The sequence below is a fragment of the Agrobacterium tumefaciens genome, from assembly GCF_005221385.1.
In the GTDB taxonomy this organism is placed as follows: Bacteria; Pseudomonadota; Alphaproteobacteria; order Rhizobiales; family Rhizobiaceae; genus Agrobacterium; species Agrobacterium tomkonis.
On record NZ_CP039905.1, the window covers coordinates 163,355 to 178,515 of the forward strand.

General features: G+C 61.2%; 20 protein-coding genes. 4 read left to right on the forward strand and 16 right to left on the reverse strand.

What is annotated here, in order from left to right:
* Positions 1-59 precede the first annotated feature (59 nt).
* The 5 genes from CFBP6623_RS25925 to CFBP6623_RS25945 are packed head-to-tail and all read right to left on the reverse strand — an operon-like array spanning position 60 to position 2,747.
* Complete coding sequence (locus CFBP6623_RS25925; RefSeq protein ID WP_052642507.1) at positions 60-320, reverse strand: hypothetical protein; 261 nt, start codon at positions 318-320, stop codon at positions 60-62.
* A 9-nt stretch (positions 321-329) separates the two neighbouring features.
* On the reverse strand, positions 330-1,760 hold the full coding sequence (gene merA / locus CFBP6623_RS25930) for a mercury(II) reductase (protein ID WP_052642505.1): 1,431 nt from the start codon (positions 1,758-1,760) through the stop codon (positions 330-332).
* Positions 1,761-1,769: 9 nt separating this feature from the next.
* On the reverse strand, positions 1,770-1,988 hold the full coding sequence (locus tag CFBP6623_RS25935; RefSeq protein ID WP_125302879.1) for a hypothetical protein: 219 nt from the start codon (positions 1,986-1,988) through the stop codon (positions 1,770-1,772).
* 4 nt (positions 1,989-1,992) lie between these two features.
* The gene (locus CFBP6623_RS25940; RefSeq protein WP_225246255.1) at positions 1,993-2,331 is read right to left on the reverse strand and encodes a heavy-metal-associated domain-containing protein; all 339 of its coding nucleotides are present in this window, start codon (positions 2,329-2,331) and stop codon (positions 1,993-1,995) included.
* Between the two features lie 17 nt (positions 2,332-2,348).
* Positions 2,349-2,747, reverse strand: a complete 399-nt coding sequence (locus tag CFBP6623_RS25945; RefSeq protein ID WP_052642501.1) for a mercuric transporter MerT family protein — start codon at positions 2,745-2,747, stop codon at positions 2,349-2,351.
* 76 nt (positions 2,748-2,823) lie between these two features.
* On the opposite strand from CFBP6623_RS25945, the gene CFBP6623_RS25950 reads away from it, so the two are divergent.
* Positions 2,824-3,237, forward strand: coding sequence for a MerR family transcriptional regulator (locus CFBP6623_RS25950; RefSeq protein ID WP_052642499.1), 414 nt, complete (start codon positions 2,824-2,826; stop codon positions 3,235-3,237).
* Between the two features lie 86 nt (positions 3,238-3,323).
* Here the strand turns inward: CFBP6623_RS25950 and CFBP6623_RS25955 are convergent, their stop codons facing one another.
* Complete coding sequence (locus CFBP6623_RS25955) at positions 3,324-3,635, reverse strand: type II toxin-antitoxin system RelE/ParE family toxin (RefSeq protein ID WP_080843318.1); 312 nt, start codon at positions 3,633-3,635, stop codon at positions 3,324-3,326.
* Complete coding sequence (locus CFBP6623_RS25960; protein WP_080843319.1) at positions 3,632-3,883, reverse strand: antitoxin; 252 nt, start codon at positions 3,881-3,883, stop codon at positions 3,632-3,634. Before CFBP6623_RS25960 ends, CFBP6623_RS25955 begins: the two co-directional genes overlap by 4 nt.
* A gap of 50 nt (positions 3,884-3,933) precedes the next feature.
* Here CFBP6623_RS25960 and CFBP6623_RS25965 point away from each other — a divergent pair, with 50 nt between their 5' ends.
* From CFBP6623_RS25965 to CFBP6623_RS25975, 3 genes are read left to right on the forward strand one after another with little or no spacing between them, the layout of a single operon-like run.
* Positions 3,934-5,256 carry a multicopper oxidase family protein gene (locus CFBP6623_RS25965; RefSeq protein ID WP_080843320.1) on the forward strand — a complete coding sequence of 441 codons (1,323 nt, stop codon included), beginning with the start codon at positions 3,934-3,936 and terminating at the stop codon, positions 5,254-5,256.
* 31 nt (positions 5,257-5,287) lie between these two features.
* Positions 5,288-5,764, forward strand: coding sequence for a cupredoxin domain-containing protein (locus CFBP6623_RS25970; protein WP_080843321.1), 477 nt, complete (start codon positions 5,288-5,290; stop codon positions 5,762-5,764).
* An 18-nt stretch (positions 5,765-5,782) separates the two neighbouring features.
* Positions 5,783-6,067, forward strand: a complete 285-nt coding sequence (locus CFBP6623_RS25975; RefSeq protein WP_077546222.1) for a copper-binding protein — start codon at positions 5,783-5,785, stop codon at positions 6,065-6,067.
* Positions 6,068-6,105: 38 nt separating this feature from the next.
* Here CFBP6623_RS25975 and CFBP6623_RS25980 read toward each other — a convergent pair whose 3' ends face one another.
* The 9 genes from CFBP6623_RS25980 to CFBP6623_RS26020 all read right to left on the reverse strand — a co-directional run bounded on the left by CFBP6623_RS25980 (position 6,106) and on the right by CFBP6623_RS26020 (position 15,154).
* Positions 6,106-6,474 carry a hypothetical protein gene (locus CFBP6623_RS25980; RefSeq protein ID WP_052821447.1) on the reverse strand — a complete coding sequence of 123 codons (369 nt, stop codon included), beginning with the start codon at positions 6,472-6,474 and terminating at the stop codon, positions 6,106-6,108.
* A gap of 125 nt (positions 6,475-6,599) precedes the next feature.
* On the reverse strand, positions 6,600-7,031 hold the full coding sequence (locus CFBP6623_RS25985) for a c-type cytochrome (RefSeq protein WP_037094849.1): 432 nt from the start codon (positions 7,029-7,031) through the stop codon (positions 6,600-6,602).
* Positions 7,032-7,172: 141 nt separating this feature from the next.
* Positions 7,173-7,607 (reverse strand): c-type cytochrome, encoded by a 435-nt coding sequence (locus tag CFBP6623_RS25990; protein WP_077546207.1) that lies wholly within the window; start codon positions 7,605-7,607, stop codon positions 7,173-7,175.
* Complete coding sequence (locus tag CFBP6623_RS25995; protein ID WP_037094843.1) at positions 7,604-9,088, reverse strand: multicopper oxidase family protein; 1,485 nt, start codon at positions 9,086-9,088, stop codon at positions 7,604-7,606. Before CFBP6623_RS25995 ends, CFBP6623_RS25990 begins: the two co-directional genes overlap by 4 nt.
* A gap of 75 nt (positions 9,089-9,163) precedes the next feature.
* Complete coding sequence (locus tag CFBP6623_RS26000) at positions 9,164-9,565, reverse strand: hypothetical protein (RefSeq protein ID WP_115672697.1); 402 nt, start codon at positions 9,563-9,565, stop codon at positions 9,164-9,166.
* A 70-nt stretch (positions 9,566-9,635) separates the two neighbouring features.
* Complete coding sequence (locus CFBP6623_RS26005) at positions 9,636-10,775, reverse strand: cytochrome D1 domain-containing protein (protein ID WP_225246839.1); 1,140 nt, start codon at positions 10,773-10,775, stop codon at positions 9,636-9,638.
* Positions 10,776-11,745: 970 nt separating this feature from the next.
* Complete coding sequence (locus CFBP6623_RS26010) at positions 11,746-12,270, reverse strand: cytochrome b (RefSeq protein ID WP_052114352.1); 525 nt, start codon at positions 12,268-12,270, stop codon at positions 11,746-11,748.
* The gene (locus tag CFBP6623_RS26015) at positions 12,267-13,799 is read right to left on the reverse strand and encodes a thymidine phosphorylase family protein (protein ID WP_080843324.1); all 1,533 of its coding nucleotides are present in this window, start codon (positions 13,797-13,799) and stop codon (positions 12,267-12,269) included. The genes CFBP6623_RS26010 and CFBP6623_RS26015 overlap by 4 nt, the downstream gene beginning before the upstream one ends.
* Positions 13,796-15,154, reverse strand: coding sequence for an MBL fold metallo-hydrolase RNA specificity domain-containing protein (locus CFBP6623_RS26020; protein ID WP_080843374.1), 1,359 nt, complete (start codon positions 15,152-15,154; stop codon positions 13,796-13,798). Before CFBP6623_RS26020 ends, CFBP6623_RS26015 begins: the two co-directional genes overlap by 4 nt.
* Between the last annotated feature and the right edge of the window lie 7 nt (positions 15,155-15,161).

Consider the following 15,161-nt stretch of genomic DNA (forward strand, 5'->3'; position numbering starts at 1 on the left):
CGCCCTGCCTGCAATAATACCCTTCTCAACATGACATCCGGCGACGCTTTTGAGCAGAACTACTTGCGCCGACCGTATATCGGTTGACCGACGGGGCCTTTGCCGTCGGTCTTGCCATTTGCCCGCGCGCGGTGCCGCCACAAGTAGATTCCGACAATGGCCAAGACGGCCGCTGCCAGCCAGAAGTAGCCGCCGCCGACCAGCCAACTGGCAAGGCCGGCAAAGCTGATCGCGCCTGTTGCTGCCAGTACAATCGCGCCGCAGCAGACGATCTTAGCCGCGAGCAATCCCGCAAGGCCGTATCCGTTCGAAGGTTCCATCGAAGCCTCCTATCCGGCGCAGCATGACAGCTTCGCCACGTCCTTGCCGAAGCCCTGCGCCGCCAGTTTCAACCCTTCGACCGTGGTGAGATAAGGGAAGATTGTCTCGCCGAGCGCCTTCGCCGTCATGCCGTGCTTGATGGCCAACACCACCGTCTGGATGCTGTCGGCGCCCTCGGGCGCGAGGATCTGTCCACCAAGCAATCGGTCGCTTTTGGCGTCGGCAACCAGTTTGATGAGCCCGCGCGTGTCGCGCGCGGCCAGCGCCCTCGGCACCTGGTCAAGAGATACGATCGAAGTCTTGGTCTCGAAGCCGGCGTCGCGAGCCGCCTGTTCGGTCAGGCCGACGCCCGCGACCTGCGGATCGGTGAACGTCACCCACGGCATGGCCGCATTGTCATAGACAAGGCTGTCACCGTTCAGTGCGTTTTGGGCAGCGAGCTTGGCGCCATAGGCTGCCATATAGACGAACTGGTCGCGACCGGTGACATCACCTGCCGCATAGACGCCAGGCTTTGAGGTGCGCATCCGCTCATCAACCAAGACGCCGCCATTACCGCATAGCTTAACTCCCGCCTCGGCAAGGCCAAGACCGCCGGTGTTCGGGGACCGCCCAGTGGTCAAAAGCACCTGCTCGGCCGCGATCACTTCGTCCGCTCCGTCGATGGCGACCGTCAGTTCGACACCGCGGTCCGTGCGCGCGATCCGGCGATAGGAGAGGCCGGTTAGGACGGTAATGCCCTCGTCGCGAAGATAACCGGTCAATGCTGCGGAGATTTCCGGCTCGGCTTCCGGCAACAGGCGGCGGCGGGTTACAAGTGTCACTTCCGCCCCGGCACGGGCGAACATCTGCGCCAGTTCACAGCCGATATAGCCACCGCCGATCACCAGCAGCGAACGCGGCAGCTCGGAAAGCTCGAGCGCGGTCGTGCTGGTGAGGTAAGGCACATCCCCAATGCCGGGAATGTCCGGCAGGGCCGGCGCTGATCCGGTAGCAATGATGATTTTGCCAGCCATGATCGGATCGCCGTTCACAATCAGAGCGCCCTGACCATTCAGGCGCGCTTTCCCTTCCAGATAGGCGACGCCGTTGTATTGTGGCAGAAGGTCGACATATTTCTTCTGCCTGAGCGTGGTCACCAGGTCGTCCTTGGCGGCGACCAAACGGCCCCAGTCAGCGACGTTGGCTTCCCCGGCAAGACCGGGAAAGCGATGCGCGGCGCGTGCACCATGCAGCGCCTCGGCAGCGCGGATCATCGTCTTCGACGGTACGCAGCCGACATTGACACAGGTGCCGCCGATCGTGCCGTGGCCGATCAGGGCGACATTCGCCCCCTGCTCAGAGGCCGTGATTGCGGCCGAGAACCCGGCCGAACCGGCACCGATCACCGCAAGATCGTAGCGGCCATTGCCTTTTTGGGGCGCACAGCAGTCAGACATGAAAATCTCCTAATGTTTCCTGGTATCGATGTGTGAACGATGTCGCCACAGCAGGTAACCGGCTGCGGCAATGATGAGGATGAGAATTGGCACCAGACCGTAGACCGCTGTTGTCAGCGCTCCCACGCCGATCAAACCTGCCGCCACCAGCAGGATCGGCACCAGACAGCACAGCGCCGCGATCAAGACGCCAACCACTCCGACGCCAAGCATGGACCGGTCAGGCACGGACTCAACTCCCGATCGCCTTGGCAGGATAGCCAACATTGGTGGAAGCAGCGGCAATGGCCGCGACCGTCGCGGTCGACGGGTCATAGGCAACCGTCGCCGTCTTGGCCTCGAAATCCACCTTGACCGACTTCACGCCCGCAACGCCTTCCATGGCCTTGCGCACGGTGACCGGACAAAGGGCACAATACATGTTCTCGATTGCGAAGGTCTGCGTCAGCTCCTTGACGGTAACCGTTTCCGACGCGGATTGTGCGGACGCGGGAAGGGCAAGTGGCAGCATAATAGTACCGCTCAAGCCAAGCGCAGCCGCGGCGACCAGATGTTTCGACAGGTATTTCACGTGGTTATCTCCTCGTTTCAATAGAACAGCGGCGCCCACCAGCCGATGGTGCTGGCGAGCACGATGAGGATCGTTGCGATCCAAAGCGCGGTCTTGGTGATGATGGCGGAGCGCGGACGGGCGCAGTAGGAACCCGGCTCGCACGCGGCTTTGGGCTTGAAATAGACCTGCCAGAAGCCAAACCCGAGCGGCACGAGTGTCGCCGCCGCGATATAGGGCTTATAGGGTTCGAGCATCGTCAGGTTGCCGATCCATGCGCCCGATACACCGAGTGTCACCAGGAGCAGCGGGACGATGCAACAGGCCGATGCCAGAAAAGCGCCGATAACGCTTATCGCCGCGAGCCCGCCCTCGCGCCGATCCGGTTCGGCGGCCGCCTTCGAAGAATTCAATGTCTTGCTACCAATTTCGTTCATCGCAAACCATCCTCGATTTCTGACTGAAAACAGGATAGGCTCTGTAGCCAGTACAGACTCAAGAGGTATTTTCACCATGAATTCTCTTCTTTCCGCCAAGGGACTGCAGCGCCACCAATTGGCCCGTGCGACCGGCTGCCATCTGGAGACCATCCGCTATTACGAGAAGATCGGCCTGCTACCCGACCCGCCGCGCAGCGCCAGCGGTTATCGCATCTATGACGAAACCGACGTCCGCCGCCTGCGCTTCATCCTCAGGGCGCGCGAACTCGGCTTTGGCATCGACGAGGTCCGCGGCCTGCTTCATCTTGTCGATTGCAGAAGCCAGACCTGCGCGGAGGTGCAGCGCCGGACCGAACCGCATCTAGCCGAGGTTCGCGCCAAGATTGCCGACCTCCAGCGCATTGAAGCGGTGCTCGTGACAATGATCTCGCAATGCTCTGGCGAAGACGTGCCGGAATGCCCGATCCTTAACGCGCTCGCCGCTTGACGGGCGCTTAGGGTGTCATTTCGCCCCATACCGGAACCGACCCCTTATCTAGCACGCGCGCAGGAGTTCCTCCCGTCGTGAAAACATCACTCGTTTAGACGGTCAGCCAAACGCCTCATGAGATCCATTCGTTCGTGAAGAATCGCTACGATGAGAGCGGGCGCATGTTCTCGAGGCAGACAGAAGAAGTAGTGGTGCTGGCATCGCGCCATCCGCAGCGCCGGATAGAGTGCGCTCAGATCCTTGAAGGGAACTTTGCCCGCGGCAATGTCCTCCATTCCTCGCTCCAAAGCCGAGACGTATTGACGTACCTGGGCGGCACCCCATTGTGCCCGTGTGTAACGGATTACCGAGCGAAGATCGGATTCTGCCTCTGCGGTCAGGATGTAAGCCGTCAAGCGCGACCTTCGGCAATCTCCTCGTCGAGGATCTCACCTACGGTTTTGGTCGACAGTTTTCCGGCGAGCCCCTCACTGATGCGCGTATTCATCAACGTCTTTAACTCTTCCCAGGCCCGTTCTCCCTCGACGTCGCCGGGAAACAGGCGCTCAAGTGCGTACTGCTTGATTGTCTTGCCCTGCAGAGCGGCTAGCGCTTTGAGGCTTTGATGTTGTTTGTCCGTTATGTCGATCGTCAAGCGGCTCATTTCACATACTCCCGAAGTGACGGACCCACATTAGCACATATGTGGTTTAGTTGCCACCATTGCAGCGTTATCGTAAGACCTGGGCGCAAACGTCCAACATGGGCTTGCCGGAAGCCGCTCTCATGGACTCGGCGGCCACGCAAACCCCGGTAAAGCCGACGGTCGGCCCAGATTACAATCCGGTCGTCACCCTCAACGGTTGGACCTTGCCGTTCCGAATGAACAACGGGGTGAAGGAATTCCACCTCGTTGCCGAGCCGGTGGAGCGGGAGATGGCCGAAGGCATGACCGCATATCTTTGGGGGTACAACGGCCAGTCACCGGGTCCGACCATCGAAGCAGTCGAAGGCGACCGGGTTCGCATTTTCGTGACCAACAAGCTGCCGGAGCACACGACCATTCATTGGCACGGTATGATCCTGCCGTCGGGGATGGATGGTGTTGGCGGGCTGTCGCAGCCTCACATCCCCTCTGGCAAGACCTTCGTTTACGAGTTCGATCTCGTGAAATCCGGCACCTTCATGTACCACCCGCACTCGGACGAGATGGTACAGATGGCGATGGGGATGATGGGCTTCTTCGTCATCCATCCCCGGGACCCGAAGTTCATGCCGGTGGATCGGGATTTCGTCTTCCTGCTCAGCGCCTATGACATCGATCCGGGAACATACGTGCCCCGGATCATGGAAATGACCGACTTCAACCTCTGGACGTTCAACACGCGCGTCTTTCCAGGGATCGATCCGCTCGTCGTTTCCAAGAACGACAGGGTTCGTGTTCGCGTCGGTAACCTGACGATGACGAACCATCCAATCCACATGCACGGCTACGATTTCGAGGTGACCTGCACCGATGGCGGCTGGGTCAGGCCGGAGGCGCGCTGGCCCGAGGTCAGCATCGACATCCCTGTCGGTGCGATGCGCGCCTACGAGTTCGACGCGAAGTACGTCGGCGACTGGGCGATCCATTGCCACAAGTCGCATCACACCATGAATGCCATGGGTCACGAGATCCCGACATTCATCGGGGTCGACAAGAAGGAGGTTGCAAAAAAGATCAGGCAGATCCGTCCCGAATACATGCCCATGGGGACGGCCGGCATGGCGGATATGGGCGAAATGTCGATGGAAATACCGGAGAACACCGTCCCCATGATGACCGGGTGGGGTCCCCACGGCCCGATCGAAATGGGCGGCATGTTCTCCGTGGTGAAGGTCCGCGAGGGTATCTCAGCGGGCGACTACAGCGATCCGGGTTGGTACGAGAACCCTCCCGGCACGCAGGCGTGGGAATGGACCGGGAGCTTGCCCGAGCCTGTCAAAGCGAAAGATGCCAAGACACAACTTCCGTCTGGCCATTCCAATCACGGTTAACTTCCTCCCAGAAACGACAAAGGAAACGATTATGAAACGCATTCTAGTTGGTCTGCTACTCTCAACGTTTGCCACCGCTGCTTTTGCATCCGGTTCGCATGAGGGCGGTCATGGCGAAATGGCCGTTGGCGAACCCGGTGAAAAGGCCAAGGCGTCCCAGACCATCCGTGTCACGATGAAGGAAACGGATGACGGCAAGATGATCTTCACACCAAGCACCTTCAAGGTCCGCCAGGGCCAGACCGTTCGCTTCGCGATCAAGAATGCGGGCGAGGTCGATCATGAATTCGTGCTCGACCAGGAAGACAAGATCATGGAGCACAAAGCCGTGATGGAGAAATTCCCGGAAATGGAACACGAGGATCCGAACGCCATTCGCCTCGCGCCCGGAAAATCCGGCGAGATCGTCTGGAAGTTCACCAACGACGGCGTGTTCAAGATCGCCTGCCTCGTTCCCGGTCACTACGATACCGGCATGCACGGCGACGTCACGGTCGCGAAGAAATAAGGAGCAACAGAAATGACGATGAAAGCTATCACAAGAATCACACTCGCCGGCGCCGTCGCCTTCGCCTTCGGCACCGCCGCCTTCGCGCAGGAATTCACCAGCGGCACGGTCAAGAAGCTGGACGAGAAGGCGAAGAAGGTCACGCTCATCCATGAAGAGCTGAAGAACCTCGAGATGCCGGCCATGACGATGGTATTCCAGGTCGCTGATGACGCGATGCTAGAAAAGCTCAAGGTCGGCGCAAAGGTCCAGTTCGTTGCCGAGCGCGTCAACGGAAAGCTGACTGTCACCCAGGTCAAGTGAAGCACAGGGCCGCGCTGGATGCAGCGCGGCCCCGTTCCTCATGAGACCGGCAGGAGGCAGAAGGTGCGCCAGAGATCCTGCTTCCAATCCCCCGGCTCGGGCGAATCCGACAGCATAAACTCTGATTGGCCGATCATGACGGCCTTCGGCGCGGCGCATCGTACCTTTGCAAGGTGGGCGCTGTGGTCGATGAATCTGATCTGACCCTCGGGTCCGCGCTCTGTGAGCGCGACTTGCACATCGAAATTATATTCCGGGTCAAGAGAGGTTGCCGCGACGGTCACGGACAGGCTGATGGTCGTTTCATCCGCGAAATAAGACGTATGAAACGGCTGATCCTCTTGGGCATTTGACGCCGACACCAGCAAAGCCAGAACGACAAATGCGCATGTTATGCCAGTTCGCATTGCACACCCCTCCCATAGGCGACTTGGCCGCCTCATCCTATCACACCACAACTCCACTCGCAGCCGCCCGATTTCCTCAAACCCGCCTCGACAGGTCTGGCAGGGTATCTCGCCGCCAATGCTCCTCAATTGATGCCGTTCGCCCGCTGAAGCTCGCGCACATAGGCCACGATCGTAGCGACGTCGGCCCTCGTCAGACCCGGCTGAGGAGGCATGTTTCCGAATTTCCAGTGATGCGCGCGCACGCCGTTGGCGACGGCCATTTCAAAGGCGTAGTCTCCGTGGTGAGAAGGTTCGTATATCCGATGGATGAGCGGCGGGCCGGCATCGGTTCCGGCCGCGTTCTTGCCGTGGCACGCTGCACAGACGGCGTTGAAAGCTCGTTCTCCCATCTTTGCGGTGTCGGACAATGACGAAGGCACGACAACCGACAATGCCGTCCCCTGGCCCGATACTCCTCTTCTGGCTTCGTCTTCCGATCCGGTTCGATTCCAAAGCGCAAAGCCCGCAACCGCTGCCGCGGCGACGAGCAGAGCGAAGACGTTTCTCTTGTTCATTTGTGAATCCTTATGTCTTTAGGCCGCCGAACACCCTCTCTGCCGCCATCAACTGCCGAACCCGTCGGCATGAATGTGGTGGTGGGGCGGCGCGCGATGGCGATGTGGGGCCACGAAATTGTTTTCGTGGCCTCCGGCGTGTCAGCCGTTCGAGATGCGGCGTTGGTAGTCTGCCTCTCGCTGCGGCCAGGTACTCTTGATGTAGTCGAGGACAGCCTCGATCTCGGCGGAGGTCAGAGCCTCCCGAAAGCCGGGCATGTCACTCTCGTAGCCACCGCCAACCACCGCGGCGGTCCCATCGGTGATGATTGCGAGGAGCTGCCTGTCCGAATGATGCCAGGTGTGACCGGTCTCGTCATGCGGCGGCGCCGGAAGGCGGCCGCTCGTGCCCGGGCTGCGCCAGTCGGGCTGGCCTTCGAGTTTCGTGCCGTGACAGCTCGCACAGTTCGCTAGATAGACTGCCCGGCCAAGGGCGATGCGATCGCTCGCCTCCTGACCGGACCGTCCCTTTCCGACCAAGATCGCACCGGCCGCCGCCAGGAGAGTTGCGGCGACCGCGATCCAGAGCGGTTTCATGCAGCGATCCTGAACTCGGTCATCATCCCGGTGGCCAGATGCGGCATATGATGGCAATGCAACATCCAGCTCGCGGCCTCGCCGGCATCAAGGGCAACAGTGACCATCGACATCGGCGGTATGTACACGGTATCGCGGCGCGCACCTTCGAAGCGTCGCCTGTTGATGCCAACAACCTGGAATGCATGCCCATGCAGATGCATCGGGTGCCCCATCATCGACATATTGTGGAACATCAGTTCCACCCGATCGCCGCTCGTTGCGGCAACCGGCCGATGCTTGCCCCATGTTGCTCCGTCGATGGTCCAGACATAGGGCTGCATCGAGCCGCCGAGCATGATCATGTGGCTTCGATCCACCGGACGGGCGGCAAGCGTGTCGACAGCGACCAGCCGTGACTCCTGAGACAAGTCCGTGTCGAAGGCCGGGGCGTCATTCGCTGAAAGGGAATCGATCCTGTCGATCGTGGCGCCCGCGGGGGCGAGAATAATGCCGGTCCTTTCACGTTCGCCCTCCCTGAGCGCCAGAATCGGCCATGCGCGGGTCTCATTTGGAAGGTCGATCTCCAGGTCGAGACGCTGCCCCATGGCCAGCCCGAACCGCGAACCCGCGACCGGCTGGACCTCATGCCCGTCGACGGCGACGAGCCGGGCTTGTGCTTCGCCCGTGTCGATCCAGAAAACGGTGGCTGCGGCTGCGTTGATGACACGGAGCCGAACCCGGCCGCCGCGTTCGACCTGAACGACATCGGGATCGGACAGGGTTCGGTCATTGGCGAGATAGGCATCCCAGTCGTAGTCGTTGAGATCCATCGCCATGTTACCCATATCCATGGCCATCGAGCCCATTCCCCCGGCCTCGCCCTGGTTCATTCCAGGCATGCCGCCATGGTTCATGCCTTGCATCGCGCGTGACATGCCGGCAGCGCCATGTCCATCAGCGCTTGCGCTGGTGATCTCTTCCAGCACTTCTTCCGGTGTCTTGAACGCGAAGTCGTGCAGGAACAGGACGACTTCCTGCCGATCGGCGGATAGGTCTTCTGCCCTCCGGACGATCAGCGGCGCGGCGAGCAATCGCATTTCCTGGATCGGCACATGGCTGTGCATCCAGTGCGTTCCGGGCTGGGGCGCGAAATCGAAGCTGCGCGTTTCACTGGGCTGAAGAAGCGGCTGCGGCATATCCGGGACGCCGTCCTGAGCGTTCGGGGGAATCTGGCCGTGCCAATGAATGATCGTGGACTCGGCGAGATCGTTGGTCAGATCCACCCGAAATCGCTCGCCCGGATCGAGGAGCAGCCCCTGCCCGTTGGGACCAGCAAGTCCGAAAACGGTGGCCGGTCGATTGTCTATATCGAGCGTGCGGCTGGTGGCGGCCAGGCGGATCGCAGCCGCGTCCTGGCCGTAGGCCCTGATGGGGAAATGGGATGCAGCAAGCATGGCTGCGCTGGCGGCGAGGAAGCCGCGTCGTGAAAAGGTCGTCATATTCGTCACCTCGGGACGATCTGTCCCGCCTGAAAGGTCCAAATGGATCGCAGCGGGATCAGCCCCGCCGCAGGCTCAGAGGAGGCGCGATATAGGAGGGCGATCATTCCGGCCGGGAGCTGCCGCAACGAAGACGGCATCCGGCGGGAAGGGATATTTTTGCCGCGAGCTGATTTGCTTTGCCGAAGTACGCACAACCGGAAGCCAGGCCGATATTCCGGCGCAGGCGAAGGCGCACAATCCGGCATCTGCTTTGCAGGATTTCCCTTCGCTGCAAGCGGCCATCGAAGAAGAGGCTTGCTCCATGTGCTGCGTCAGCGCGGCGCGTTCCAACATCCCGGACATGCGGGTCTCGTGTGCTTGAACGGCAAAAGAAGCAGCGGCAAGCGAGATGGTTGTAACAATGATAAGCAACGCGCGAAGCATGGGCAAAGAATAGAGCCTCGCCGACCCTTTGTCCATTGATGAAGCCTGCATGCCGGCCGTCCTGCTCCTAGGTTTGAGGCTTAGGTCGTGCGGGGCGGCGAAGCGCCGCCCCGACGTTGCATCACTGCGCCTGATAGGTGACGCCGTTCGGTCCCTTGCCGACAGCATATGTCTTGACCACGGACTGGCTGCCGACGTCGATCTGGGAAACGGTCCCGGCCACGATGTTGGTGACGAAGACAAAGGCTCCGTCGGCAACGACCGTCACGCCGTGAGCGCCCTTGTCCGTCTGGATGGTCTTCACGACATTCCCGCCTACGACATCGATAACCGAGACCGTCTCATCCGGCTCCGTTTCGGTTCCCTGGTTCGCGACGTAAACCAGCCGGCCATCAGGCGTGGCGTAAACCTGGATGGGCGAACGGCCGACATTGATGCGTGCGATCACCTCGCGCGACTGCGTGTCGATAACGGCGACCTTGTTTTCATCGCGCAGCGAGACATAGACCCGCTTTCCGTCAGGTGTGAAGCCGACCTGGACGGGCGCAACGCCTACCTTGATCCTGGCAACTTCCGAAAGCGCCGTTGTGTCGATAACCGAAACAGTACCGTCCTGGACATTCGCGACATAGATGGCGCTTCCATCCGGGCTCATCCGCAGGCCGTGGGGGTAGTCGCCGGTGCCGACCGTGGCGACGACCTCGCCCTTGGCAAGATCAACGACCGACAAGCTGTCGTCTTCGGAATTCGAGACGTAGGCGCGATTGCCTTGCGCGTCTGCGATCACATGCGCAGGATGCCCACCCACGGGGATCGACGCCTTCACGCCGGAGGAAATATCGGCCGCGTCGAGGACGATCAATTGGCCTGCGACAGCGGCATCACCATGTCCGTCGCCGCCATGGCCAGCCCCATTGGACGCATGAGCGTCTTCAGCTTTGCCGGCGACCGGCAGGCCCACCGCCAGCACCAAATCTTTTCCCGATACGAACTGCACGTTGTGGGGCGTGATCGGGACCGGAACGATGTCGATCTTTTCCGTGGTAAGGTCGATGCGGCTAACGGTGTTGCCAAATTCATCGGCCGTATAGACGAAGCCGGTTGCAGCAGGCTCCGCTCGGACGGTGGCGGCGAACGGAATAGCAAGCACCAGGGCCGATGCCGTCGCGAAGGCCAGCATGGCCGCACGTCTGCGAATCGCGGTTGCTGTCAGGACTGCCGCGGTGATGGAAATCGAACGGGTCGAGTGGGTCTTTAACATGGTATTCAGCTCCTCGGCTCGCAGCCTTGCGGGCTGCTCGAGCACATCTTGAGGTGAGTTTGAAAAGTGGCCCGGCGTGCGGATACCGAAGACTTCCTCGCGTGCCGCTGCCTACCGATTTCGGCAAGGTCCGTGCATGGCCCTTTCTGGCTCGCCGGCAGCCGACGATTGGAGGCTATGTCACGTCGGCGTCACGCAGAACGGCTCGTCTCCTCGGCCGTATCGTTGGGCGGCCTGGGACGCGCACGGTCGGAAGACTAAGGCATTGTGCCAGTCCTCGGGTCGGCTGGAGCACACGGACAGAACAGGCCGAAGGTGCTCAGATGACCAAGATGGATCGCGGAGGTCGCTTCTGACGACGCAACTCCGCGGATGAGGGCACGGGCGATGCAGCCGGCGAGACTGTCTCGCCGTTCAACGTGCGCCAGCTCCAGGCCGTGTTCAGCGGAGCGCAGAGGAAGCACCCGAGGCTCGACAGGCAGTGACCGCTGTCGCACGGGTGCTCGGCGCCGCGTTGGGTATCGTTGTCGCAGGGCATGCGCACGAGGAGGTCGGCACAATCCCCAGCTTGAGTCATGAGCGCCGGGATGCCCTCCCTTGAAGCAGCACGCGCTTGATGCCCGCCATCTGTGAGAAACGCCGTAAGCCCGAACGCGATGGCGAGGAAAAGGATAAACCCGCGCCGCAAGGCGGTCGCCCAATTATGCGACCTTCTGAACGCCTTGACCATTGTCACGCCGGCGGCCACCACGGCTCATCCTTCGGTTTGCTTGAATGTAGAAACTGGGGGCAAATCTAGCGCAGATCCAGAATGATCACTTTGCGCTGCATCAAACACGTAGGGATCAATGCTTGCGAGGCCGCTCACCGAAACGACCTGCGCGCCAATCTCCGCAAATGAGTGTGCTGCTCGCGCGGAGAAGCGCGCTCGACTAGATAGAATTTACCCGTGGGCTGACTGTCCGGCGCGCTATTTCGTGTTCCTGATCATTCGCCGCAGCACGTCGTCGCGACGCCAGAAGTGATGCCACAGAGCAGCGAGGGCGTGAGTGGTCGCAACGACCAGAAGCATCCAGCTCAGCAGGCTGTGCAGGGAAGCGATGCGGAACGTCACGTACATAGCGATCGTGCCTGTGATCGGCAGTGCGAGCAATAGGCCGTAGAGCACCGCATGAGTGACCCCTGCGATCATGCGCTCAAGCACCGACATGCCCTGGATCGGAGGTGGTCGGCCATATGTGAAGCGCAGAATAAGTTGACTGAGCGCCAGCGCCATAATCAGCCATCCGCTCCAGGCGTGAACCTGATGCAGGAAAAGGTCGAAGGGTTTAGGTTTCAAGAAAAGGTGCGCCATGTGCGTGCGTTGGATCGCCCAGGCCGTGGGGACCTGGATGATACACAGGATAAGGACCATCCAGTGCATCAAGCGCTGGTAGATCGAGAATGCGCCGGCCGAACGGTGCCGGCGTATCCAAATGGACAGCCGCCACGTCAACTTTCGACCTCGAAAAGGTCGCCTGCATGCGCGGCATAGTCCAGTGCGTAGCCAAGTTCACCAGCCGTCTCGGCGTGAACGTGCAAAAGCGGCTGGCCGCTGGCGATCTCGTCGCCGAGGCGGACGGCCATTTGGACGCCTGCCGCCTTCGACTCCGGCGCTCCGGCGAGCTTGGCGAGTCGGGCGATTTTGCGATTGTTGATATGGACGACGCGGCCGGCGCGCGACGCGATCAACGGATGAACCTGTGCGGCCTTCGGTGGCTCACGAAGTCCGCCTTGCGCCTCGCAGATCGCCATGAACTTCGACCAGGCACGACCGTCGACCAAGGTCGCCAACGCAAGCGCTTCACCTTTCCCCTTTGCGGCCTTTCCACCGATCTCAAGCGCGGCGCCCGCCAACAGGATCGCGCGGCGTCGCAGATCGTCCGGCGCATCCGGCGCGTTTTGAAGAACCGCCAGGACGTCGAAGGCTTCTAGACCTGGGCCGATGCCGCGCCCGACGGGTTGCGAACCGTCGGTCTGGACGCAGGTCAGGGCCAGATCGAAACGGGCAGCGACGGCGCTGAGGCGACTGGCGAGCTGATCGGCGGCCGCTTCGCTGCGCACCTTGGCGGTTGCCCCAACCGGGATGTCGATAACCACATGCGTCGAGCCAGCGGCGATTTTTTTTGAAAGGACGGAAGCGACAAGCTGTCCCTCGGTATCCACGTCGAGTTCGCGTTCGATCCGGACGAAAATGTCGTCGGCGGGGCTGAGATGCACCGCCCCGCCCCAGGCGATGCATCCGCCTTCTGCTTCCACGACGCGTCGAAGGGTTTCGATGCTGAGGTCGACAGGGGCAAGCGTTTCCATTGTGTCGGCGGTGCCGGCTGGCGAGGTAATCGCGCGCGAAGACGTCTTCGGCATGACAAGGCCATTGGCGGCCACGATCGCGACGACGATCGGCGTGGTTCGATTGCCCGGCAACCCGCCGACACAGTGCTTGTCCACAACGATCGGAGCATTCCAGCTCATCCGGTCGCCGACATCGACCATGGCGCGCGTGAGGTCAACAGTCTCGCTCTCGTCGAGAGGAAGCGCGGCACTGGCGGTCAGAAAGGCGGCGAGATGGACCTCGGTATAGCGGCCTGCGACCACGTCGCTCACGATTTCGGCAAAGGCGTGCGCGTCGAGGCGATTGCCATATATGCGACGGCGCACGCTCGTCAGAGACTCCACGGCCGGAGGATGGGTCACCGTCACATTGTCATTCTCGCTAACGCCGAGGATCTGCCAGGCTGTTTCAGAAAGACCGACTTCATCCTGAGCGAGCAATGCATCTCCTTCGACCTGAAAGAGCGTTGCCTGTACCTGTCTCGCGCCGATCGAGACGAGGACCTGGGTGCGCGCGGACAGACCCTCCGAGCGGCAGACATGGCAATCGGTGCGCATCACCACCACGGCCTGGTGCTGAGTGTGCAGCCGCAGGCGCCGCACGCGTAGCGTCGGCTGAGAAGGAACCTCGGGTTCGACGTTGTTGATCGTCATAGGTCGAAAGCCTGATTCTGGCGTGAGACGACTGCGTTCCATCCAAGCTCGCGGTCGATCCGCACGCGCAGCGCTTCGGAGGCATCGTCTTCACCATGCACGATGAACACGCGGGACGGCGGCCGACGGAAGCCGGACAGCCAGCGCATCAGCTCGTTTGCGTCGGCATGCGCCGACAGCATGGACAGGTCCGCGACCTCTGCCCGAACCGGGATCCACTGGCCATGGATTTTGATCTCGCGGGAGCCCTGCATCATAGCGCGGCCCCGCGTTCCGGCTGCCTGAAAACCCGAGAAGAGAATGGTGTTGCGGCTGTCGGGGGCAAACGCCTTGAGATGGTGCAGGACCCGTCCACCGGTGGCCATGCCGCTCGCCGAAATAACGATCTTCGGGTAGGCGCTTGCGGTGATCGCCTTGGAACCCTCAACGTCGCGCGTGTAGGTGGCGATCGAGCAAATCGCATTGCATTCCTGCGGGCTCAGCCGGTGATCGGAACGATGCGCATGCAGCAAATCCGTTGCGTCGATCGCCATGGGGCTGTCGAGATAGATGGGAATCTTTCCGAGACGGCCATTCATTCTCAGCTTCCAGAGATGGTAGAGAAGTGATTGGGCTCGCCCAACCGCGAAGGCGGGGATCACAACGGTTCCGCCCCTGGCGGTCGTGCGCTCAATGACGCTTCCCAAAGCCTCTGTGGGATCGACCTGATCGTGGATGCGATTTCCGTAGGTCGACTCGATTACGACGTAGTCGGCGTTTTCGACAGCCGTGGGGTCGGGAAGAACGGGGTCATCGTAGCGGCCGAGATCGCCCGAGAAAGCGACTCGACGCCCTGCCCATTCGATTTCCGCGATAGCCGCGCCCAAGATATGCCCGGCATGGCGGAAGGTCAGTGTCGCATTGCCTGGAAGGTGAATGGGCTTGTCGAAAGGTTCGGGCGAGAAGAATTCGAGGGAGTGCTCGGCGTCGCGGATGCCGTAGAGCGCAAGCGCAGGCTTGTGCTTCGAAAAGCCCTTTCGATTGGCGTATTCGGCATCCTTTTCCTGGAGGTGGCCGCTGTCCTTCAGGATCAGCTCGGCAACGTCGCGCGTCGCCTCGGTAGAGTAGATTCGGCCGCGGAAGCCATCTCGAACGAGCTTGGGCAAATAGCCGGAATGGTCGAGGTGGGCATGCGTCAGGACGACGGCGTCGATGCTCGATGGCGTAACCGGAAGTGCTGCCCAGTTGAGTTCGCGCAGGTTCTTCAGGCCCTGGAACAGGCCGCAATCGATCAGGATGCGCTTGTCGCCATTGGTGAGGAGATGTTTCGAGCCGGTGACGGTTCCCGCACCGCCAAGCGAAGTTAGTGTGAGCATGTTGCCC